General features: G+C 67.3%; 18 protein-coding genes and 2 pseudogenes. 14 read left to right on the plus strand and 6 right to left on the minus strand.

Annotated elements, in window-relative coordinates; all coding sequences use genetic code 11:
• Positions 1 to 362 precede the first annotated feature (362 nt).
• The 7 genes from QFZ82_RS02220 (at position 363) to QFZ82_RS02265 (ending at position 10,376) form a co-directional block, all read left to right on the plus strand.
• A complete protein-coding gene (locus QFZ82_RS02220; RefSeq protein WP_307717594.1) occupies positions 363 to 1,199 on the plus strand; it encodes an EamA family transporter in 837 nt (278 codons plus the stop codon).
• 1,221 nt (positions 1,200 to 2,420) lie between these two features.
• Entirely contained in the window at positions 2,421 to 3,074 is a 654-nt protein-coding gene (locus tag QFZ82_RS02230; RefSeq protein WP_307711482.1) for an ATP-binding protein, read from the plus strand.
• A 31-nt stretch (positions 3,075 to 3,105) separates the two neighbouring features.
• On the plus strand, positions 3,106 to 4,377 hold the full coding sequence (locus tag QFZ82_RS02235) for an MFS transporter (protein ID WP_307711483.1): 1,272 nt from the start codon (positions 3,106 to 3,108) through the stop codon (positions 4,375 to 4,377).
• A gap of 404 nt (positions 4,378 to 4,781) precedes the next feature.
• The gene (locus QFZ82_RS02240) at positions 4,782 to 7,013 is read left to right on the plus strand and encodes a nitrate- and nitrite sensing domain-containing protein (RefSeq protein ID WP_307711484.1); all 2,232 of its coding nucleotides are present in this window, start codon (positions 4,782 to 4,784) and stop codon (positions 7,011 to 7,013) included.
• On the plus strand, positions 7,013 to 8,281 hold the full coding sequence (locus QFZ82_RS02245) for an ABC transporter substrate-binding protein (RefSeq protein ID WP_307711485.1): 1,269 nt from the start codon (positions 7,013 to 7,015) through the stop codon (positions 8,279 to 8,281). The genes QFZ82_RS02240 and QFZ82_RS02245 overlap by 1 nt, the downstream gene beginning before the upstream one ends.
• Before the next feature lie 1,034 nt (positions 8,282 to 9,315).
• Entirely contained in the window at positions 9,316 to 9,636 is a 321-nt protein-coding gene (locus QFZ82_RS02260; protein WP_307711246.1) for a transposase, read from the plus strand.
• The gene (locus QFZ82_RS02265; protein WP_307711486.1) at positions 9,633 to 10,376 is read left to right on the plus strand and encodes a hypothetical protein; all 744 of its coding nucleotides are present in this window, start codon (positions 9,633 to 9,635) and stop codon (positions 10,374 to 10,376) included. The genes QFZ82_RS02260 and QFZ82_RS02265 overlap by 4 nt, the downstream gene beginning before the upstream one ends.
• A 76-nt stretch (positions 10,377 to 10,452) precedes the next feature.
• Here QFZ82_RS02265 and QFZ82_RS02270 read toward each other — a convergent pair whose 3' ends face one another.
• Complete coding sequence (locus QFZ82_RS02270; protein WP_307711487.1) at positions 10,453 to 11,181, minus strand: heparin lyase I family protein; 729 nt, start codon at positions 11,179 to 11,181, stop codon at positions 10,453 to 10,455.
• Positions 11,182 to 11,378: 197 nt separating this feature from the next.
• On the minus strand, positions 11,379 to 13,703 hold the full coding sequence (locus tag QFZ82_RS02275; protein ID WP_307711488.1) for a Tat pathway signal sequence domain protein: 2,325 nt from the start codon (positions 13,701 to 13,703) through the stop codon (positions 11,379 to 11,381).
• 497 nt (positions 13,704 to 14,200) lie between these two features.
• On the opposite strand from QFZ82_RS02275, the gene QFZ82_RS02280 reads away from it, so the two are divergent.
• Together QFZ82_RS02280 and QFZ82_RS02285 are read left to right on the plus strand one after the other, a co-directional pair.
• The gene (locus QFZ82_RS02280; protein ID WP_307711489.1) at positions 14,201 to 14,545 is read left to right on the plus strand and encodes a transposase; all 345 of its coding nucleotides are present in this window, start codon (positions 14,201 to 14,203) and stop codon (positions 14,543 to 14,545) included.
• Positions 14,467 to 15,117, plus strand: a complete 651-nt coding sequence (locus QFZ82_RS02285) for an IS5 family transposase (protein ID WP_307711490.1) — start codon at positions 14,467 to 14,469, stop codon at positions 15,115 to 15,117. The genes QFZ82_RS02280 and QFZ82_RS02285 overlap by 79 nt, the downstream gene beginning before the upstream one ends.
• Here the strand turns inward: QFZ82_RS02285 and QFZ82_RS02290 are convergent.
• Positions 15,074 to 15,607, minus strand: coding sequence for a hypothetical protein (locus QFZ82_RS02290; protein WP_307711491.1), 534 nt, complete (start codon positions 15,605 to 15,607; stop codon positions 15,074 to 15,076). The two genes, QFZ82_RS02285 and QFZ82_RS02290, sit on opposite strands and share 44 nt — an antisense overlap.
• Positions 15,608 to 16,146: 539 nt before the next feature.
• On the minus strand, positions 16,147 to 16,278 hold the full coding sequence (locus QFZ82_RS02295) for a hypothetical protein (RefSeq protein WP_307711492.1): 132 nt from the start codon (positions 16,276 to 16,278) through the stop codon (positions 16,147 to 16,149).
• Positions 16,279 to 16,965: 687 nt separating this feature from the next.
• On the opposite strand from QFZ82_RS02295, the gene QFZ82_RS02300 reads away from it, so the two are divergent.
• From QFZ82_RS02300 to istB, 5 genes and pseudogenes are all read left to right on the plus strand, one after another.
• Entirely contained in the window at positions 16,966 to 17,142 is a 177-nt protein-coding gene (locus QFZ82_RS02300; RefSeq protein ID WP_307711493.1) for a hypothetical protein, read from the plus strand.
• Positions 17,143 to 17,160: 18 nt separating this feature from the next.
• Entirely contained in the window at positions 17,161 to 17,352 is a 192-nt protein-coding gene (locus QFZ82_RS02305) for a DUF4236 domain-containing protein (RefSeq protein ID WP_307711494.1), read from the plus strand.
• Between the two features lie 16 nt (positions 17,353 to 17,368).
• A complete protein-coding gene (gene istA, locus QFZ82_RS02310) occupies positions 17,369 to 18,394 on the plus strand; it encodes an IS21 family transposase (RefSeq protein ID WP_307711495.1) in 1,026 nt (341 codons plus the stop codon).
• A 179-nt stretch (positions 18,395 to 18,573) separates the two neighbouring features.
• Positions 18,574 to 18,903 (plus strand): hypothetical protein, encoded by a 330-nt coding sequence (locus tag QFZ82_RS02315; protein WP_307711496.1) that lies wholly within the window; start codon positions 18,574 to 18,576, stop codon positions 18,901 to 18,903.
• A pseudogene (istB, locus tag QFZ82_RS02320) lies at positions 18,900 to 19,693 on the plus strand (IS21-like element helper ATPase IstB). Before QFZ82_RS02315 ends, istB begins: the two are co-directional and overlap by 4 nt.
• A 358-nt stretch (positions 19,694 to 20,051) precedes the next feature.
• Here istB and QFZ82_RS02325 read toward each other — a convergent pair.
• Together QFZ82_RS02325 and QFZ82_RS02330 are read right to left on the minus strand one after the other, a co-directional pair.
• Positions 20,052 to 20,788: pseudogene (locus QFZ82_RS02325) on the minus strand (dienelactone hydrolase family protein).
• Positions 20,789 to 20,958: 170 nt separating this feature from the next.
• Positions 20,959 to 21,342: a GNAT family N-acetyltransferase gene (locus QFZ82_RS02330; RefSeq protein ID WP_307711498.1), complete on the minus strand. Its 384-nt coding sequence runs from the start codon at positions 21,340 to 21,342 to the stop codon at positions 20,959 to 20,961.
• Positions 21,343 to 21,605 lie beyond the last annotated feature (263 nt).

The raw sequence follows: 21,605 nt of genomic DNA on the forward strand, positions 1-21,605 counted from the left end.
GATACTTCAATGGGTTTCGCGATTGTCGTGTGCGCCGGATCAGCGAGACCCCGCACATTCGGATGACTCGGCCCCGCGGCCGAGGCCTGTCCCTTCTCACGCAATCGGGCCAGGGCGGCATCGAGGGTGAAAGCCGCACCTACCGAAAGATCTGGCCACCGCTGCGGGATTCGGGCACGGTTCGCAGGGCCCTGGGCCGGCCGGTTGTCCAGGTATGCCGATGAGCGTTCAGGGGCTGGGCTGCGGGTACGGCGTGACTTCACGCCGAGTAAAGTATCGTTTAACGATCCCTCAATCGTTCTCGGGAGGTCCTCGTCAGCACCGACCAGACACGTCGCGCAGGCATCGCAGCGCTCACCGCGCTGGCCCCAGCGGCTTGGGGCACCACCTACATCGTGACCACTGAGCTTCTTCCGCCAGGACGCCCCATGCTCGCAGCTACCTTGCGCGCGCTGCCTGCCGGTGTGCTGGTTGTCCTGATCGCCCGAAGCTGGCTCCATGGAGCATGGTGGTGGCGCAGCGCCCTGCTTGGCATGCTCAACTTCACCGCGTACTTCCCGCTGCTGTTCTTCAGCGCCTATCGGCTTCCCGGCGGGGTCGCCGCCACCGTCAACTCCCTTCAGCCGCTGCTCGTGGCGGGGTGGTCGGCGGCTCTGCTGGACATCCACCCGAGCGCTCGGCGCCTGGCTGCGGGCCTGCTGGGAGTAGTGGGCGTGGCGCTGCTGGTATTGACCTCACAGGCGCGGCTGGATGCACTCGGGTTGAGCGCCATGCTCGTCGCCACTGTTGCGATGGCGCTCGCTGTCGTCCTCGCCAAGCGATGGGGGCGCCCGCCGGGCACCTCTTGGGTGGCCTTCACCGGGTGGCAGCTGGCGATGGGAGGGCTGGCACTGGTGCCGGTGACGCTGTTCCTCGAGGGTCTGCCGCCCCGGCTGACCCTCTCACACATGGCAGGATTCACGTATCTCGGGACGATCGGCACAGCGGTCGCCTACGCACTATGGTTCCGCGGCATCGAGCGCCTCAGCGCCGCCTCGGTCTCCTTCCTAGGGCTGACGAGCCCCGTCGTGGCCACGCTTGCAGGGCTTACGCTGCTCGACCAGACACTCAGCGAGTGGCAAACAGCGGGGCTGCTGCTGGTGACTGTCAGCATCGCCTGGGGACAGGACCGCCGCCGAGCCCTCCGCTCAGGCGGCTGAGGCCGGCCGCAGGTGCGGGGTGGTCGGAAGCAACCGTCATCGGGGCTGCCTCGCGAGTCGTTTCGGCAAGTGGCGGATCGCATCTGGAACTACAGATCAAGCGGGGTTGCGATATATCACCCGGCGCCCGACCCCGATCTGTCCGGCGCCAGGATGGGCGGACCGAGCGGCGACTGTACGTGGACATCGTGGCCAGGCCGCATGCCCGGGTCGGCATGCTCATGGCCGCCGACGACGAACTGGATGTAACACCAGAACCTTCACTTCTCTGTCAGGCCCGTCGGGCGCATTCGGCCGGGCCTACGCCGAAACGTTCGATGTACGCCCGTGGCGTGATCACGAACTTGGGGCGGAATCAGCACGAGACGCGGTCCCTCGGCGGTTCACCGGTTTCCTCCCATGCCTGAAGCGGCACCCGACCGTCAGCCCCTGCTCGGCTACCACCACCTGCGCCACTACGTCGGCAACGCCAAGCAGGCGGCCCACTACTACCGCACCGCCTTCGGCTTCACCCCGATCGCCTACTCCGGCCCGGAGACCGGTAACCGCGAGAGCGCCTCCTGGGTACTGGCCCAGGGGACGTACGCCTCGTGCTCACCGCCGGGCTGCTGCCGGGGCACAGGTCACCGACGAGGAGCACCAGCACGGCGACGGGGTGAGCAACATATCGCCACCAGGGGCATGGGTGCCGGTGGTGAATCGAGGCACAGCACACCCGACTGCCGTGATGGGCATCTCCAGGTGTTCCAGTTATCCGAACCGGCAGGTCCGATTCAAAGGGAGCCATCGGTCTCGGCGATCGCCAAGATTCCCATCAGCAGATGGCTCCTCCTCGCGCCCAAACCACCGATCAGGATCAGCGGGGATCAGCGCGACGCCGGCGGCGGCCGTTACGGGTGGCCCGGCTGGTCGGCTCGCCGCCTACGACCGCCGCCCTGCGCGTCTGCCGCGCGTCCTCAAGGCCACCGCCCTACGGGTGCATGCCGTGGAGCTGCAGGTCATTTGCACGAAAGAGGTTGACAGTCAGAGCATTGAGTGGATTAATCCAGGAAAGGATTGTAGGACAATCCTCGATGGGCGAACCGCGAGCGATTTCGCGGCTGGACCGATGCCGCAGTGACCAGCCATCATCCAGCCGCTCCGAGCACTCCTGCATGGCAGGCAGCTGCCTGCGGCGGGTCGTGCCACCACAGACCGCGCACACCCCCTAGTGAGCACGCAATGCCTCCTTTCATCTCCGCCCACCAGCAGCCGGACTCCACAGATGGCGAAAATGCGGACGAGGCGACCTGGGTCCTTGCCTCAACAACCGCCTCGCCCTGCTCGGCCCGCCAGCAGGTCGCTGCCCGACTGCGGACATGGGGACTTGCGCATCTCGTCGTCGATGCCCAGCTGATCGTCTCCGAGCTGCTGACCAACGCGGTCTGCCACGGCTCGGAGCGCGATCCGGTATGGCACACCGTTCGGCGCATTCACACGGAGGCCGGGCATGCAATCCGCCTTGAGGTCGGCGACTACGGCCAGGGATGGAGCGGTGCTGCCAGCTCGCTCGACCGCGGCGACGACAACAGCTGCGGCGGCCGGGGCCTGCACCTGGTCGAGGCACTTTCCTCGAGCTGGGGCGCTTGGCGCCTGCCCCACGGAAATGTGGTGTGGGCGGTGCTACCGGTCGACGCCTGCTCGGTCGGACCGGCTGAGCCCTCCGGTTCGACCGAGATGAAACCGAGTCGTAGAAGAAACTTACCCGACCTTGAAGGATCGTTCAACGATCCCTATGTTATCTCCACCCGTAACGTCGAGCCGCCTGGTTCGGCCTTGTCGGCTCTCGTCAAGGCAGGAAGCCCGGACGACCGGCAAACACGAAGAACGACTTGACGCAATCCCTTCCTTCACCCGTGAGGTCACCGTGACATCCACACCCACTAGCCCACCGACGACAGTGGCGGGCGAGGTAACCGGTCCGTTCGCTTGGTTCCGGTCGATGTCCCCGCAGGGCCGTCGCGCCTTCAAGGGGGCGTTCGGCGGCTACGCCCTCGACTCCTACGACTTCCTCGTGCTCCCGATGGGCATGGTGGCCATCGCGGCCTACTTCAGCCTCAGCACGGCACAGACCGGCCTTCTGACCACGGTCACCCTGCTGGCGTCCGCGGTCGGCGGCGTCCTCGCTGGTGTCCTGATCGACAGGGTCGGCCGGGTCAAGACCCTCATGATCACCGTGGGCACCTACGCTCTGTTCACCGTGCTCTGCGGCTTCGCCACCAACTACCCGATGCTGCTGGCGTTCCGAACCCTGCAGGGAGTCGGCTTCGGCGGTGAGTGGGCAGCCGGAGCGATCCTGGTCGCCGAGTACGCAAAGCCGCGCTACCGTGGCCGCGTCCTGGCCTGGGTGCAGAGCTCCTGGGCGGTGGGCTGGGCGCTGGCGGTCATCGTCGGCACCACGCTGACCAGCCATCTCGACCAGGACCTGGTCTGGCGGGTGCTGTTCTGGACCGGAGCCCTGCCGGCGCTGCTGCTGGTGTACGTGCGCCGCAACGTCGAGGACGCCCCCGAGGTGACCGAGCGGCTCGCGAAGAAGGAGGCGCGCGTTCCGCTGTCGTCGATCTTCCGGGGCGGTCTGGCCCGCAGGACGCTGTTCGCGACGCTGCTGTCCACCGGCGTGATGGGCGGCTACTACACCTTCGCCACCTGGCTGCCCGCCTATCTCAAGACCGAGCGCGGACTGACGGTCGTCGGCACCGGCGGCTACCTGTTCGTCCTGATCACCGGCGCCTTCTGCGGTTACATCACCGCCGGCCACCTCATCGACCGCCTCGGACGCAAGAAGTCCTTCGCGCTCTTCGCGTTGCTCAGCGCAGGCCTGCTCATGACCTACGTCAACATCCCCGCAGGCTCGAACAGCCTGCTGCTGTACCTCGGATTCCCCCTGGGCTTCTGTGCCTCCGCCATCTTCTCCGGATTCGGCTCCTACCTCGCCGAGCTCTACCCCCACGCAGTTCGCGGCACAGGCCAGAGCTTCACCTACAACGTCGGACGCGCGCTCGGGGCGGTCTTCCCCACTGCCGTCGGCTTCTCCTCCGCCGGCGTCGGCGGAGCCCTGATCTACGGTGCCATCGGCTACGCACTCGCCCTGATCGCCCTGCTCGGCCTCCCGGAGACCCGCGGCTCTGAGCTCAACTGAGTTTACAAGCAGCAGCGAACTCACTGCCTGGCAGTTCCGGTCGGTGGTGGCTGTCTAGCCACCACCGACCGGACGTACAGCGCTGCAGCCGGTTTGTTGCCGAGGACAACCGACGAAGCGGCCTGATGTGCCGGGTGGCCCTCGGCACGTGGCCCGAAGGACGCCCATGCAACACAGCACGGCCATATCCCTGCCTCTCGCTCGAGCGAGAGGCAGGGCGCACCTCAGGGCACCCCTCGTCGGAATGCCGGGACAGGCAACGATCGACGACCCCGCAGCTCCTCGGTGCGTCTCCTGGCAGACGGGCCGGCGGCATCACATGAGAGGTTCGATCCCCTTTGCGCGCGAGAGTCAGCCGACCCGCCAGAGCACGGCCCCGGCACCGTTACCGGCCCGACTTCACCGTGGTGCGTCACCTCACCCGGCCCAAGAACTGGCCCGTACGGGACAAGCTGATGGCCGCGGTGCTGATTCCCGGGCTGTTGGCCGGTGCCCTGGCGGCTGTCAGCCTCTCCCGCACCGTCAGCGACGTGGGCGACTACGGGCAGTTCTCCGCCCTCGCTCGTCTCCAGCAACCGGCCCTCCGTCTGGTCAGCGCCCTACAGGACGAGCGCGACGCCACAGCCGGGTTCATCGCCGGCCCCCGAAAGGGCGCCGAGAGCACTCCCCTCAAGGAACGGACGGAAGTTGACACCGCAGCCGCGCTCTACCGACAGGCAGTCGCCGGCATCGACACCTCCGACGATGCCCGGCTCGATGCGGTGCTTGACGCCACGGCGAAGGAACTGCGCAGTCTTCCGGCGCTGCGGGCGTCCGCGGATGAAGCGGTCTTGACGCAGGGCTCTATCCTCGCGAACTACACCACGGTTATCGGCAGGTTCATGGACCTGGAATCGGTGCTGGCCGCACACAAGGGCGACAGCAACGCCGCGCGCCAAGCGCGGGCTCTGCATGCGCTTTCTCGCGCGGTGGAGAACACCAGCCGGGTGCGAGCCCACCTCACCGGTGTTCTGACCACGGGCACGTTCCTCGTCGGCCAGTTCCCGGACTTCGCGGGCGCGGTCGCACGCCAGCAGGAGTCCGTCGACGACTTCCTGGCCACGGCCGACACGGCACAGCAGACCTTGTACGCGGACACCGTCAAGGGCGCACCCGTCAGCGCCTCCCAAGCCTTCCAGGAACGTGTCGCCGAGCAGGCGCAGGCACCCCGCCTCGACGTCGACCCGGCGACATGGAAGAAGGTGTCCACCGAGAAGATCACGCTCATGCGCACGGTGGAGGCACAGATCCTCGACGACCTCATCGCCCTCAGCGACCAGGCACACGCCTCACGGCAGAGCGCAGCGCTGTGGGGAGCAGCAGGCCTGCTCGCCGTATTCCTGGCGACGGGCGGGGTGGTCACCGTCGTCGTACGGTCCATGACCCGCCCACTGAAAACCCTGCGCATCTCGGCGCTTCAGGTCGCCAATGAACACCTGCCCGAGGCGCTCACGCGGCTGCGGCAGGCCGACATCGACGACTTGGCCGACTACCGGGCCACACCCACCGCCGTGGCGTCCCATGACGAGATCGGTGAGGTCGCCGAGGCATTCGACGCCGTGCAGAATGCCGCCGTCGCTCTGGTGAGGGACCAGGCCGCGCTCCGTGCCCACATCAACGGCATGTTCATCCACCTCTCCCGCCGCAATCAGCAGCTGGTGACCAAACTGCTCTCGGAGATCGGTGACATGGAGCAAAACGAGCACGACCCGGATCACTTGGCGCGGCTCTTCCGGCTGGATCACCTGGCCACGCAGATGCTGCGCACGGACGAAAGCCTCCTGGTGCTCGCCGGCTCCGACACCGGGCGCGGATGGGATCAGCCGATGCCCCTGTCGGAGATCCTGCTGGCCGCGAGCGCTGAGGTGGAGCAGTACACCCGCATCGACTGTCTCCCGGTGGGCGAGGTCTCCGTCGTGGCGGACGCCGTCACCGACCTGGTGCACCTGCTGGCCGAGCTGATGGAGAACGCCACGGTCTTCTCCAGTGCCCGCTCCCGCGTGATCGTGACCTGCCGGCTGGCTCCCGGCCGCCGCACCGACCTGGTGATCGCCATCGAGGACCAGGGCAGTGGCATGACGCGCGAGCACCTGGCGGCTGTGAACCACCGCCTGGGCTCGACCGTGTCCCTCGACCCCGCAGCGGGGCAGTCCATGGGGCTGTTCGTCGTCGGCCGCCTCGCGGCCAAGCACGGCATCGGCGTAAGCCTTATCCCCTCTCCGCAGCAGGGGATCACGGCCCTGGTACGCATCCCCCCGGTGCTGCTGGCGGGCGCACACGCCGTCCCGCCGGCCGTGCCCGAAGCCTCCGCGGCAGACGAGGCCACAGCCCACCCCCGTCTGCCACGGGCAGCGATTTCGCTGCCCGGGGCCGCATCCCTCCTCCATGGGGAGGCTGTGGTCACCCACGACGAGGCAGCCAGCGGCGGCGAGCCGGCCTTCCAGTCCTCACAGGAATGGCTGGCCCATCGCCGCTTCGCCGAGGGCCTGCACGCCGGTGGCCGGTCATCGCCCGCCCCGCTCCCCAGCCACCGCACCGGCGACGTATCCGGCAGCGACACTCCCGGCACCCCGCCGAGCGCAGAAGGGGAATCGTGATGGGAAGACCGGCCACCACCACCGCCATACTGCTGTGTACCGCCCTGCTCGGCTCTGCCTGCACCAGCGAGCCGTCCGTACCGGCGTCCCACGACCCGGTGCACATCGGCTTCCTCGCTCCACTGTCCGGCCCCGCCGCCTCAGTGGGCACCGACATCAAGCGGGGCGCAGAACTCGCTGTGGACATCGTCAACGGCCATCACCCGTCGATCCCCTTGCCGCTGGGGCCCGGATCGGGTCTTACCCGCCTGCACCACGCCAAGATCAAACTGATGGCAGCCGACACCAGCGGCCCGCTCGCGCGTGGCGCCGACCACATCACGCGGCTGGTGAGCACCAAGAATGTGGTCGCCGTGGCCGGCGGATATGAATCAGTCGTCACCAAGGCCGCCAGCGCACGTGCCGAGGAGCTGGAGATTCCCTACGTGAACGGGAACTCCTCGGCATCATCGCTGACCGAGCGCGGACTGGACTGGTTCTTCCGCACCGGTCCCTCCGACCTGAGCTACGGCCGCGTGGTGTTCTCCCTGCTCAAAGAACGCCAGAGCAAGGGAACCGCCGTCAAACGCATCGCGGTCCTGCACACCGACGACCAGTACGGCAATGACGGCTCGGCCATGATCAAACGCCTTGCCAGCCACATCGACGGCCAAGTCGTCGCCGACATCAAGGTCAGAGCCCAATCCACCGACCTGTCCTCCCACGCCCAGGCCGTGATCGCCTCCGAACCCGATGTCGTCCTCACCCTGCTCTACACTGCCCCCGCCCTCGCACTGGATGCCTCTTTCGACCGTCTCACCTACCGGCCCCCCGCACTCATCGCCTTCGGAGCGGGCTATACGGATCCGGTTTTCCTCAAGAAGAGCGAGCGTGCAGAGGGAGTCTGCAGCCGCTTCGCCTGGTCTTCCGACCTGGCCCAGCGCAACCCCACGGCCAAAGCCGTCGCAGACCTCTACCAGCAGACCTACAAAGCTCCCATGAACGACGACGCCGCCCGCGCGTTCACCGCCGTCATGACCGTCGCCCAGGCGATCAACGAGGCCCGCTCCCCCACACCGACTGACATCCGCTCAGCACTGGTGAACATCGACATTCCGGGCCGGGACACGATCATGCCGTGGGACGGCGTGAAGTTCGACGACAACCACCAGAACACCGGAGCCCGGGGCGTCATTGAGCAGATCCAGGATGGGCGGTACCGCCTCGTCTATCCCTTCGATGTCGCCCGCGCACAGCTGCAATGGCCCATGAGCGACAGCGGTGGATGACAGGAAAGAACCCGCCGCCTCCTGCAAGAGCGCGTCAATGGCGGAGCCTCTGGCGCCGGAGCGGGCTATGGGAGTTGTTCAAGCGGGTGGAAGCAGCAGCTCCGGTGTACGGCTCGTGTTCGCGGCCACGACAGGCTCTACGCGGCGGCGGCTGCCGCCGGCCTTCGGTCCGTCCGGGCCGACCGCACACCGGCGTTTCACCGAGTGGAGCCGGATCTGGGCCAGGCTGCACCGCCTCATCCCTTGTCGAACTCGGCTTGCGTAGAGAGTGGGAGTGGTCGTGTGCAATCGACTCCGTAAGCGTGCGGGCAGCGAAAGGAGGGACCGACGGCGCCAGATCCCGTAGAGCGCAGACAAGAAGGGCTCGAAGAGGGCACGATCCCCCCGTCGGCAGCACGCGGGGCCAACTCTGGGCATGCCGCGTCGAACGTCACTGGGCCGGCGTGTCGTCCCACTGATCCAGCAAGCTGGACTCGAATGCCTCATTGGCGATGTCGACCTCGCCGCCGTGACGTGCCTGCTCGTCCAGATCACCTTGCCGTGCGGGGGATAGCGGGTTTCCCAGCGCTGTGCGAACTGGGCAACGAGGAACAGGCCGCGGCCGCCCTCGTCGGTGGCCTTGGCGCGGTGCAGATGGGGGGAGGTGCTGGAGCCGTCGGCGACGGCTGCGGTCGCTGAGGAGGCGCAGGGTGATGGGCTCGCTGCCGTAGCGGATGGCGTTGGTGACCAGCTCGCTGAGGATCAGCTTGGGTGAAGGCGATACGTCCAGCCCCAGTCCGCCAGCTGCCGGGACACCTCGGTACGGATGGGCGTCAGCGGGCACGTCCCATGTGGCGACTCGTGCGAGGGGTTGTGGCACACATTCCGTGAGGGCGATCAACGGCTCCGGAATTCGTCACCAGTCGTGGGGGCGACGGCGTTCAACCAGCCCGGCCCTCGGTGTCCGAGTACGCGTCTTCATTCATGCTGGTGTCGCGCGTCAGACTTTCTGGCACAGGGGTTTGTTGAGCCCTGACGAGCTGAAGGAGAGCCTGATGAGCCGTCCGCCGCAGTTCCCGGTGGAGGACAAGATACGGATCGTGCTGTCGGTCCTGGCTGGTGAGATGACCGTCGCTGAGGCGGCCCGCCGGAACAAGACGTCGCAGACGTCGGTGGCCAAGTGGCGGGACCAGTTCCTGGAGTCCGGGAAGGCCGGCCTCACGGCCGGAACATCGAAGCAGGCCTCCAGCCGGGAGGCGATGCTCGAGGAGCAGATCGAGGACCTCAAGGCCGCGCTTGGTGAGGCCCATGTCGAGCTGCGGGTGTGGAAGAAGTCCGCTGAGGGCCGCCTGGCCCCTTCGAGGACCTCGAGGTGATCCGCACCCAAGCGGCGATGCCGACCTCGAGGTTCTGCGAGCTTGCCGGCATCCCGCGCCGCACCCACACCCGCTGGCAGGCCCGCGCCCGCCGTGGCCAGAGTGTGGTCAAGGGTCCGTGGCCGGCGCCGGTGGTCGACCAGCTCGAGCCGATCGCCGCGAAGTACGCCGCGGACTGGCCGGCCTGGAGCCACCGCAAGATCCACTGGATGATGCGAGCCGACGGCCACGACGTGTCTGCATCCTCCATCGAACCGGCTCTGCGCAGAAGGGATTTACTCCAGCCGGTCGACTACCAGGGCATACGCCGCGAGCCGGCCAAGGCCCGCAAGGCCGCCTTCGCCCAGCCGCCGACGAGCCCGAACGAAGTACGGCAACTGGACTTCTCCGAATACGAGACGTCCGGAGGCGGGATCTGGCGGCTGGCCGGGGTGACGGACTACTTCACCAAGTACGAGCACGGCTGGCACATCAGCCCCTCGTGCACCGGCGCCGACGCGATCGAGGCGGTGAAGCTCGCGATCGCGGAGGCCGAACGTCTGGGCGGACGTCCGCTGGCCGAGCTGCTGCCCGCCGATCCCGACACCGGCAAAAACCGGCGCATCAAGCTGGTCACCGACAACGGCGGAGCCTTCAAGGGCGCCGCGTTCGCCCGCTTCATCGCTACCCGCCCCGAGTTGCTGCACATCCGCACCCAGGCCAAGAGCCCCGGCCAGCTAAATCACCGGTATTGTGCCTAGGTCGCACGCTGCGACAACCGGCTGCGCGTCGCCTGACGGGACCAAACCTCAGCCTGTCCCGGTTCGCCGCCGCGCGTCAGTCCACGTCACTATAGGCTGTGCCGACCTTCAAGCTGTCGATGCGGTTGATGATCTCGTCGGTCGTATTGTCACGGTCGTATACGCCCCACTTGGGTTCGTTGGCGCTGTCCCAGGTACGACCGACGTACCGCTGCGAGCCGTTGCTGAACTTCTGCTTGACGCCGTCGAACCACAGCTCTACCCAGCCTCCGGTCGTCGAGGTGGAGGTGTGGATCCCCAATACGAAGCGGTTCCAGTTGAAGGCCGCGACGGGGGCGGACCAGATCCCTGTCCACACCCCGCCCGGGGCGACGTAGGTGAGCCGGATCCGCCCGTCTGAGATCGTCATGAGCAGCGGGTAGTTCTGGTCGGCGCTGGGATACGACTTCCACTGGAAGACCACGAAGTCACCGCCTCCGGGGAGGCTGACCTTGTCTAGCTTGCTTTCCCAGCCCAGGTAATACGTGGAGTTGTTCTGGAACGTGTAGCGTGCCCCGCCGACCTTGATGCCGCGCGACTCGCACCGCCACTCGGTCGTGCCCTTGGTGTAGCGGAACACCGTGCCGTGACCATCGGTCTGAGCGGCGGTCGCGAGGTGCCCGGGCGAAGGGCACTCGACCGTAGGGAAGACACCGGTCCCCTGCGAGGCGTCGCCATCCCAGATCACCGCAGCACTGGCGGGCGAGGCAACGACGCAGGACCAGGCAAGCGCGATCGAAGGAAGAGCCAGAAATCGTCTGCGCATGGCTATTGCCTTTCATGTGAGGGAGGGCGGCGCAAAACAGAAGGTGACCGACGCACGGTCATCATCCCCATGCCCACGACGGTCGAGGTCACCAGGATGATGACCCACTACATGACGTTCATGGTGGGGAAGGCTGACCGCCCGAGACTTCGCCGGACGGTCAACCAGGCCCTATCCCGCCTACCGTTCCGGGACGGTCATTTGGCGGGCATACCCCACCTGGGCGCGGGGGCGTTCGGCCCGACCGGGCGGATACTCAGGTCCGGCCGGTCGCCCTGCGCCGTGATCAGCACCGAGCCGCCCTTCGGGATGGCCACCCGGATCGCCCCGTCAGTGGCCTCCTCGTATGCCAGTGACGTGCCCGATGCGTCCCGGACGTCGATGGGTCCGGTGATGCCGTGGCGTACAACGCAGGGCGCGCCGGCCTCGCTGACCAGCCGCACCCACCGGGTCCGGCCAGCCTCGCGGACCGCGCTCAGCAGGAACGCCCCCTGGGTGCGGAAGTCGTGGACGACGAGATCGCGCCATGCGCCGGGCAGCGCAGGGAAGACGCGGATGACGTCGCCCCAGGACTGGCACACCATGTCGTGCAGGGACTGGGCTGCGGACAGCGGGGTCTCGATGACCGGGCCGGCCTCCTTGTACATGGTGTTGGCCTGGATGTAACGGCCCATCAGCTGTCCGAGGTATCGCAGTGCGTCCTCGCCCTTGCCCAGGAGCGCCGATATCGAGGCGGCACCAGTGAACGTGTAGCCCTGGAGGGCGCCTGTGAAGCTCACCCAGTGTGCGAGGGACTTCTCTATTAGGGCCCGCTCGTCCGGGGTGTGGCCGGTGAGTTCGTACAGCGGGTAGACGGCGAGCAGGTGCGAGTAGTGGCGGTGGGACTTGGCGTAGGGGATGTCCGCGCCGATCATGAAACCGTTGGTGTCGGTCGGATACGGTGCGCGCCGGGCGAGCACCTCGCGCCAGCGCGGCGCCAGTTCATCGTTGATGCCGAGGAGTTCGGCGGACTCCAGGAGCGTGCGGCAGCCCCAGGTCAGCAGCATGAGGTCGTAGTTGCAGTCGCGGCTGTTGCCGCCGTACTCGGGTGAATACGTGGCGGGGAGATGGAGTTTGCCGTCGGAGCCCGGCTGCAGGAAGTGCAGGTAGTAGTTGATCGCCTTGCGCAACAGGGGGAACAGGACGTCACGCAGGATCGACTCGTCCATGGTGTGGCGATAGCTGAGCCAGACATTGTGCAGGGCCCAGGTCAGGTTGCCGACCTCGGGCGTCGGCCGGGACTGGCCCGGGACGCCCACGCCGTAGTCGAAGCCGGACACGATGTCGACGAGCTTCATGTCGGTCGCGCGCGGGATACCGAGCGAGTCGCCCCGGTACTGCGGTGCCACGGCCTTGGCGAGGTTGTCCCGGAACTCGCTCAACGCCCGGGTCACCGCATCGAGTTCAAGATGGTTGGAGCCGTGGATCAGCCAGTACTCCAGCTGGGCGTTGAGGTTCCACCAGGTGTTTGGCCAGGGGGTGGGCTCCAGCCAGGGGCCGCTCGTCGCCATCACCGGCGCGTCGCGGCGGGCCGCCGAAGCGGTCTTGTACAGCTGGATCCAGTAGAAGCGCTGGAACCGTGCGTCCGGCAGTGAAAGGAAGCTCTTGCGGTAGAAGCGATGCCACCAGGCGCGATGCGGGGCGGCCAGGGCGTTGTAGGGGATTTCCGAGTCGACGCGGACCTCCTTCAGCGCGCGGTCCAGGGCCGTCGTTTCCGGGTGGGAGTGCGCCACACTGACGTACAGGGTGCGGCCGGCGCCGCGCGTGCGGTCCCGCCATGCGGTGACGTGCTGCCCGCCTGCGAGCAGCGGTTGCACGGCTGCCATCACGCCGTCGTGGTCGGCCACCTCCGCGGGAGGGTTGCCGCGGTAGCCTGCCGGCGGCGTCACGTACGCGGTCCGCGGACTGATCGCGTCTGCGGGGTGGAACACCCAGCGGAAGTCGCGCTCGCCTGCGCTCGGCATCACCTCCACGGCCAACACGGACCGTGTGGCGTGCACGAAGGCACGGATCGTGAGCGTGCCCCGGTCGGTAGTGATCGTGCCTGTCAGCTCCGCGTCCTGCAGCCCGAGGCGCCAGTCCAGGCCAGTGATCGTGCCGACCGGCTCCAGCGTGAAGTGGCCGATGAGTAGTCGCGCCAGGCCGAACAGCGAACCGAACTCGGGACGGTGGTCCTGCACCTCGGAATGCTGCACGTTGAAACGCACGGCCCGAGTCTCGGCGCCCGGTTCGGCGTAGATGCCGGATCCGAGAAAGCCGTTGCCCAGGTACGGGCCCTCGTACCAGGTGCGTGGCATCCGCTGCCAGACCATGTCGGCGTCGTCGAGTACGTCCTTCCAGGCGTCGGGCGACGCCGTGACCTCGACCGGCTCCTCGTCCGCGGCCCTTGCCACAGCTGAAGCGGGCAGTCCTCCGATCATCAAGGCGCCCCCGAGGGCGGAGCCGGTCGCAAGGAGGGTTCTTCTGGACGGGCTGGTGGACATCAAGGCCTCCCGGCGACGTAAAACGGTAGACAGATCGGAGCTATCCTGCCGAGCAAGGTAGGGATGGCGGGTCCGCGCCGTCAATAGAGCGAGAAAGATCCTATGTATCAACAGATAACTGGCTGCGCGTCAGCAAACCAAACTGGACCGAGGCGCGAAGACTCAGCCGCTCAGCCCCTGAGAACCCTCGTTGATGTGGAGATGAGGTCGTTGCCTAGCCGGCGCGCTGTCCTCAAATGGGTTGGGGGCAGGACTGGTTCATGCGGATCCGGGCCTCCAGCAGCTGATCTGCAAGCAGGCCAAGGAGAGCCGTGCAAGTGGTCACCTCGGCGGCCTGTTTTGCTTCGCCTCTTGACTAAGTAGCTGTTGTCTTTCCGATCTTGAGAGATGCGTCGAACGGGAGTCTCGATTGAGTGGTCGCGGGGCGCTGGACGCATATGGACAGGGCCTCCTGAACAGCTCGTTGGTGTCGAATCACCGAGCAGCAGGAGGCCCTGGTGCAGCAGTCTTCCGTGCCGATGGCCGGGCAGTCCAGCTCGGTCACCGGGGAGTGTGACTGCCTGGCTCACCGGTTCGGAAACGCCGCCGACAATGGGACGCGGCGGCCGCGTTACCCGACGGACATGACGGACGCGGAGTGGGCGGCCGTCCGGCCGCTGCTGCCGGTTCCGGGCTGGCTGCGCGGCCGGGGCGGGCAGCCAGAGGCGTACTGCCACCGGGCGATACTCGATGCGATCCGCTACCTGGTCGACAACGGCATCAAGTGGCGGGCGATGCCGGCCGGCTTCCCCCGTGGGACCGCGTTTACGCCTTCTTCCGCCGGTGGCGCGACCACGGCCTGATCAAGGAGTTCCACGACCGGCTACGCGGTCAGGTCCGCGAAAGGCTGGGGCGGGACACGGAGCCGACGGCTGGGGTGATCGACTCGCAGTCGGTCAAGGCGGACGCCGTCGTCGGCTCCGACAGCCGCGGCTTTGACGGCGGCAAGCTGATCAACGGGCGCAAGCGGCACGTCGTGGTCGACACCCTCGGCCTGCTGCTCGCGGTGATAGTCACAGCCGCGGACACCGGCGACCGCGCGGCCGCCCAGGTCTTGCTGCGACAAGTCGCTGACACGCATCACCTGCTGGCCCTGGTCTGGGCTGACGGCGGCTGCACCGGCAGCCTCGTCGAGTACTGCCTCGCCGCGCTCGTCCTCGTCCTGGCGATCGTCAAACGCAGCGACGACCAGAAGGGGTTCGTGGTGCTGCCCAAGCGGTGGATCGTCGAGCGGTTCTTCGCCCACCTGATGCGCACCCGCCGCCTGGCACGCGACTACGAGCGCCGCACTACCAGCGCCGAAGCGATGATCTACTGGTCGATGACCCTGCTCATGACCCGCCGCCTGGCCCGGCCACGCCCGCCGCAAGAGTGAAGCGGCCCGGCTGCTGCTCGGCCAGCCAGCCGCGGGCCACCAGTCGTTTCGCCTTCGACCGCAGCGCCTCCACCCGCGCCGGCACGACGTCCATACCGAACGCGGCGGCCATCTCCTGGCAGGTCAGCGGCCCTTGACCGAGCCGGGACCGGTCCGCGAGCACCGTGAGGATGCGCTGGTAGTCCACCGACAGCACCGACCAGGCCAGCCGCTCACGCCACATGGGCACCTGCGACTTCGGCTTCGCCGCATCCCGGGGCGCCGACTGCGCGTCCGCATCCCGGTCCGGGGCGGTCTCCGTGTCGGCGGTGTTTCCGCCGTCCGGAGCCAGCACCACATCGACCCGCCCGCGGGCGATAACCCACTCCTGCCATTCGTGCTCGGCCGCGGCCAGCTCGGCCTGAATACGGTCGGCCTCCTCCCGCAGCCCGTCAACTCGACGGCGAGCGGCGAGCTCGTGCTGTTCCAGCAGTCCGACAACCGACGGCATCCACAACCTCCCAAGGAGCAACGACACGACAGGCCACAACTCCCAAGAAATCACCGATCCTATGCCTGACCTGCGAAAACACCGTCCTCAGGTTCGGTACGACAACAGCTACTCACCCACAACAGGTAGCTGGTCTGTTCCCATACGTTACGCAACGATCCCCCAAGGGCCCAGTCTGTTTGGGCAGTTCAGAAACAGAAGGCGGGTGAGAAACCACCACACCACACGTCGGCTGGGCCGAGTTCGACGGCGGTCTTCTGTGTGATCAGCAGGTGGGGGTTGGTACCACCTGCGCCGACGCCGCACCGAGGAGCCTGGGTGCTGGTCAAGCGCCTCTTCGAGGAGATCCGGGCGCTCGGCTACCCCAGCAGCCTCAATCTCCTGCACGTAACCTCAACCAGGGACGCCACGAGAGCGACCGGATCATGCCCTGCCCGCGGCGCCTCACATCCTGGATCATGACTCGGCCCGGGAATTTGTCCGACGAGCGGCGCGAGCATCTGGGTGAGCTTCTCGCAGCCTGCCCCGAGATGACCGACTTAGCCCGACTCGTACACGACTTCGCCCAGCTCATGTGCGAGCGCCGCGGGGGCGACCTCGACGCTTGGATCGCCGACGTCCGCAAGGCCCAGCAACCCGAGCTGGTCCCTTTCCTCACCAGCCTTGAACACCGACGTCCTCGTCGGCACCATCGCCGACCGCTACGACGCCGGTGTCAGCCTCGCCGACCCGCTCCGACTCGGATGGGACGAGCACGGCCAGCCCGTCGATCCGCATCCTCGGTCGGCACACACTGATCGCCGGATCGTCCGACTGGGGCAAGTGCGGCATCGTCAAGGGCTAACCCGACGCCCCGACGTCGACATCTACGGCATCGACATGAAGCCCGGCTCCGTGGAGCTCGGCCCGTGGGAGCCGCTGATGAAGCGCGTAGTCAAGGGGGCTGCAGAGGCACTCGACCTCCTCGACTTCATCCGTGCCGATTGCGACCGCCGCGGCAAGATTCTCGCCGACCTGCCCGCGGAAACTACGCCAACCTGTTTTCCACCCGCACCGGTGAAGCAGGCCACGCCCCGTTCATCTTGGGGCAGGGATGCCAGAACCGCGGATGGCGACCCGAAGAGCTCGACATCCCTGGCAGTTCCTCATCGCAAACCCGCCCGATTTCGCCGAACGCAAGGAGTGCCGGGCCGGGTACGTCACCGACGCCGACATTGCCGCCGGCGTCGGCCACCTCCACGCCCTCCACCAGGCCGCCCCGCCAGCCCGACTCTGTTCCAGCCGCCCGCCACCAAACCCCCCGCCCCCGAGCCCCCTCTACCACCCCGACGGGACCCGCGTTGGCCGAGACGAATGGCTTGACCTTCCGCGAATTCCAGCCCCTGGGATCCGCGACCAAGAACGAACTCACCGAGGGCAGCCCCCTCGCCTCCCGCGACACCGTCCGCCGAGCCCTCGCCATATGGGAGAAGCGCGGCGTCCAGTCCCGCCGCGAAGGCCGCGCCAGCGGCTACTACCTACCCGACCACACCTGACCAGAAGGAGAACCGCCCGTGCCCCTGACCTTCCGCAAGAGTTTCCGGATCTTCCCCGGCGTCCGCCTCAACATCAACCGCCGTTCCTGGTCCGTCACCCTGGGCGCCAGCCGTGGCCCCCAGCACACCATCAGCAGCAACGGGCAGCGCACCACCTCGATGGACCTGCCCGGCCCCTTCGGCTACCGCAGCCGGTCCCGACGCCGCTGATACGCACCCCACGACGGTGGCCGCCCGCCCGGCTGGGGTCGGTCTGGCCGGAGCCCGGAAACAGCTGCCGCCGCGGCCAACTGCGCTGGATCCGTACAAGCCGGTGATCGACGAGATGCTGCGGACGGACCTCGACGCACCGCGCAAACAGCGGCATACGATCACAAGGATCTTCCACCGGCTCATCGAGGAGCACGGCGCCGATGTGTCCTACCAGATGGTCCGCCGCTATGTCTCCGACCGGAAGCCGGAGATCCTCGCGTCCTCGGGCAAGGCCCCGGTGGAAGCGTTCGTGCCGCAGACCCACCTTCCGGGCCACGAGGCGGAGGTCGACTTCGGCGACGTGACCGTGCGCCTGGCCGGCGAGCTGGTGACCTGCTATCTGTTCTCGCTCCGCATGTCCTACTCGGGCAAAGCTGTCCACCGGGTCTTCGCCTCCTGCGGCCAGGAAGCCTTCTTCGAAGGACACGTGCACGCACTTCGCACGCTGGGCGGTGTCCCGAGAAGCAAGATCCGCTACGACAACCTGAAGTCGGCCGTCGCCCAGGTGCTGGGACTGAACCGGGCCCGGGTGGAAACCGACCGGTGGATCGTCTTCCGCTCGCACTTCAACATCGAGAGCTTCTACTGCCGCCCGGGCATCGAAGGCGCCCACGAGAAGGGCGGCGTCGAAGGGATGATCGGCTACTTCCGCCGCAACCACTTCACACCAGTCCCGGAAGTCGACTCCCTCGCCGAACTGAACGAGATGGTCGACCAGTGGGACCTGCACGACGGGCATCGCCGGATCGGCTCACGGCCGCGGACCGTCGACGAGTACTTTGCCGTCGAGCAGCCTCTATTGATGCCGCTGCCGCGAGAGCCGTTCGAGACCGGCCGGCTGTTCACGCCACGGGTCGACCGCTACAGCCAGATCGCCGTCCGGACCAACCGCTACTCGGTCCCCACCCGTCTGATCGGCAAGCGGGTGCGAGTCGTCCTGCACGCCTCTCACCTGGTGGTTTACGACAGAAACGTCGAGGTGGCCGCCACGAGAGGCTGATCGCGAAGGGCAGCTGCCGCCTGGACCACTACCTCGAAGCCCTGATCCGCAAGCCCGGTGCCTTCCCCGGTGCCACGGCACTGGAACAGGCCCGGTCAGCGGGCAAGTTCACCCCGGTCCACGACGCCTGGTGGGCACAGGCCCGCAAGGTTCACGGCGAGCGGGACGGCACCCGGGCGTTGATCGAGGTCCTGCTGCTGAACCGGCACCTCGCCCACGAGCACGTGGTCGCTGGCCTGGCCACCGCGCTGCGGGCCGGAGCCCTGACCGCCGACGCGGTCGCCCTGGAGGCCCGCAAAGCCGCCCAGACGGAGGACGAGCCAACTATCGGCGCATCCATCCCGGCGCTTCCTGGGCAGACGCCGGCCACCGTCACGTCACTGCACGAGTGGCGCCTCGCGCACCTCCCACCGGACACCAGACCACTGCCGTCGGTGACCCCCTATGACCAACTGCTCCGACGCCGCCGCACCAGCGGCAGCGAACACCGTGAGGGAGAAGCTCAGTGACCCTGCCCCGCCAGCGAGGCTTGACCGAGCAGGCCGCCGACGCCGCGATCGACACCGCCTGCCGCCTGCTGCGGCTGCCCTCGATCCGCAACGAGTTCAACGACATCGCCGACCGGGCGGTCAAGGACCAGATGACCTACCGCGGCTTCCTCGCGGAACTGCTGATGACCGAGTGCGACGACCGGGCACGCCGCCGTTCGGAACGACGGATCAAAGCAGCGGGCTTCCCACGGGAGAAGTCACTTCGGGCCTTCGACTTCGACGCCAACCCGAACATCGACGCGGCCACCGTCCACACCCTCGCCAGCTGCGAATGGATCAAGAAGAGCCAGCCGCTCTGCCTGATCGGCGACTCCGGAACCGGCAAGTCCCACATGCTTATCGCCCTGGGCACCGAGGCCGCCATGAAGGGCTACCGCGTCCGCTACACGCTGGCCACGAAGCTGGTCAACGAGCTGGTCGAGGCCGCCGACGAGAAGCAGCTCAACAAGACCATCGCCAGCTACGGCCGTGTCGATCTCCTCTGCATCGACGAACTCGGCTACATGGAACTCGACCGCCACGGCGCCGAGCTGCTGTTCCAGGTGCTGACCGAGCGGGCGGAGAAGAACAGCGTCGCCATGGCCTCCAACGAGTCCTTCGGCGGCTGACCAAGAACTTCACCGATCCCCGCCTCTGCGCGGCCATCGTCGACCGTCTCACCTTCAACGGCACGATCATCGAGACCGGCACCGACTCCTACCGCCTCGCCAGCACCCGGGCCCGAGCCGCAGAGCACACCGCCAGCTGAATATCTTCCCTCCCGGCCTCCGGACACATCCCCAGGGCCGGGAGGCCCAAGGTGGGGTTCAGCCGAGGTACGCGTCAAGGGGCATGAGTAGATCTTGATGCGGCTTTACGCGTGGTCAGCACAGTGACGCCGCAGTAAATGCGTACATCTCGCCGTGGAAGCCGGAACGGTCCGCCGCAGGTCGCGACGATCACGGCCAGGGCTCCGTCGCAGTAAATCCGGCATTTACTGCGGCAGTTGTGAATACGTCTCCGCGATCGCACAACCGTCCGAATGCGGTTCTGCTGTGAGGGCTTGAGGGGAGGAGACTGTCAGTGCGCGACGCTGACCAGTCCTGGCGCCAGCATGTTTGCCTGGGTCATGCCCCCAGGTCCTCCGTCACGACAGGCACTCGGCGAGCAGGTCGACGACGTCGCGCCAGGCTCGCTGCGCGTGCTGTGGGTGGTAGCCGACACCGGGGACCACGGGGTGGTCGACCGGCGGGTGGTGGAAGGCGTGCAAGGCGCCGCCATAGACCGCGAGGCGCCAGTCGACGCCCGCGGCCTGCATCTCAGCGGTGAACGCGTTTCGTTGCGCGGGCGGCATGATCGGGTCTTCCGATCCGACCCCGGCCCACACCGGGCAGCGGATGCGCGCTGCCTCGCCCGGTCGGCCCGTGGTAGTTGCGTTGACTGTCCCGATCGCGCGCAGGTTGACGCCGCCTCGCCCGAGTTCCAGCGCGATGGCGCCCCCGGTGCCGTAGCCGATGGCGGCGATCCGGTCGGGGTCGGTCCGGGGCTCGGTGCGCAACTCGTCGAGTGCCGCGTGGCCGATGCGCCGCATCCGGTCGGGATCAGCGAGCAGTGGCATGCAACGGGCCAGCATCTCCTCGGGGTCACCCAAATAGCGCCCGCCGTGAAGGTCGAAGGCCAGCGCTACATATCCCAGCTCGGCGAGAGCATCGGCCCGGCGGCGCTCGACGTCGCTGAGCCCCATGCCCTCTGGTCCGAGCAGCACTGCGGGCCGGCGGTCGACACCGGCCGGGAGCGCGAGGTGCCCGATCATCGTCAAACCGTCGGCCGGGTACTCGACCGTACGCGTCGTAATCGTCGTCATGAGACTGGACTGTAGTGATCGTCGAGCCCGGTCCGGCCGCTGTTCTGCCGCTGGCAGAACAGCGTAGGTGTCCCGCTGAAATACGGGACGGGCCCGGCGCTCAGGGCTTCAAGATCATCCCGTTGTCCCTTTGGCGCGTATCTCGGTCACACCCCAAGGTCACAAGGCGATCAGCCCTGCGCCGTCTCTCTAAAGCCGCAGGCATCGAAGTAGAACGATCGCAAGTGCCCTTCGAAGTCGACATGCATCCACTCACACCCTGCAGCACGGCATCCCTCAGCAGCCGCCTTGACCAGCGCGGCTCCCACCCCGTTCGAACGATTGCGCTGAGCTACGACCGTGTCCAGGACGAACGCATGGACGCCGCCGTCCCAGGCGACGTCAACGAAGCCGACCAAACGATCATCCTCCCAGGCGCAGACCCAGCCGAGGCTGTGACGTTGAAGCCTTTCACGCCAGTCCGTCTGCCCGACCGGATGATCGAACCCTTCGGCATGCAGCTTATTGAGAGCTGAGTTGTCGACGTCGCCTCGCCACTCATACGTGATCGTCATGATCCGAACCTAGCGACCACACGGAGTCGGACTGCAGGGCGGGCCGACTCACCTACTCTCGGCTGCCGTCAAAACTGCTGAACAACGAACGCGCCGAAGATCGGTAAGTGCTGCTCAAACTCATCGACAACTGCTGTCGCAACTAACGAACGAAGCCAGCCGGCGGTGGGGCGGCCAGGTCCGCTCAGTCTTGCGGGTTCGCGCGAGCGCGGCTGGGGCGAGCGGTGGTGGCTGTAGTGCCAGTGACGCTGTTCGACGCCTCG

This window comes from Streptomyces sp. V4I23 (genome assembly GCF_030817975.1).
Taxonomy (GTDB): domain Bacteria; phylum Actinomycetota; class Actinomycetes; order Streptomycetales; family Streptomycetaceae; genus Streptomyces.

Bases quoted from the DNA above. Each gene is read 5' to 3' on its own strand.
- QFZ82_RS02230 (WP_307711482.1), top strand. From the start codon at position 2,421: ATGCCTCCTTTCATCTCCGCCCACCAGCAGCCGGACTCCACAGATGGC.
- QFZ82_RS02245 (WP_307711485.1), top strand. From the start codon at position 7,013: ATGGGAAGACCGGCCACCACCACCGCCATACTGCTGTGTACCGCCCTG.
- QFZ82_RS02260 (WP_307711246.1), top strand. From the start codon at position 9,316: ATGAGCCGTCCGCCGCAGTTCCCGGTGGAGGACAAGATACGGATCGTG.
- QFZ82_RS02270 (WP_307711487.1), bottom strand. From the start codon at position 11,181: ATGCGCAGACGATTTCTGGCTCTTCCTTCGATCGCGCTTGCCTGGTCC.
- QFZ82_RS02275 (WP_307711488.1), bottom strand. From the start codon at position 13,703: ATGTCCACCAGCCCGTCCAGAAGAACCCTCCTTGCGACCGGCTCCGCC.
- QFZ82_RS02290 (WP_307711491.1), bottom strand. From the start codon at position 15,607: ATGCCGTCGGTTGTCGGACTGCTGGAACAGCACGAGCTCGCCGCTCGC.
- QFZ82_RS02330 (WP_307711498.1), bottom strand. From the start codon at position 21,342: ATGACGATCACGTATGAGTGGCGAGGCGACGTCGACAACTCAGCTCTC.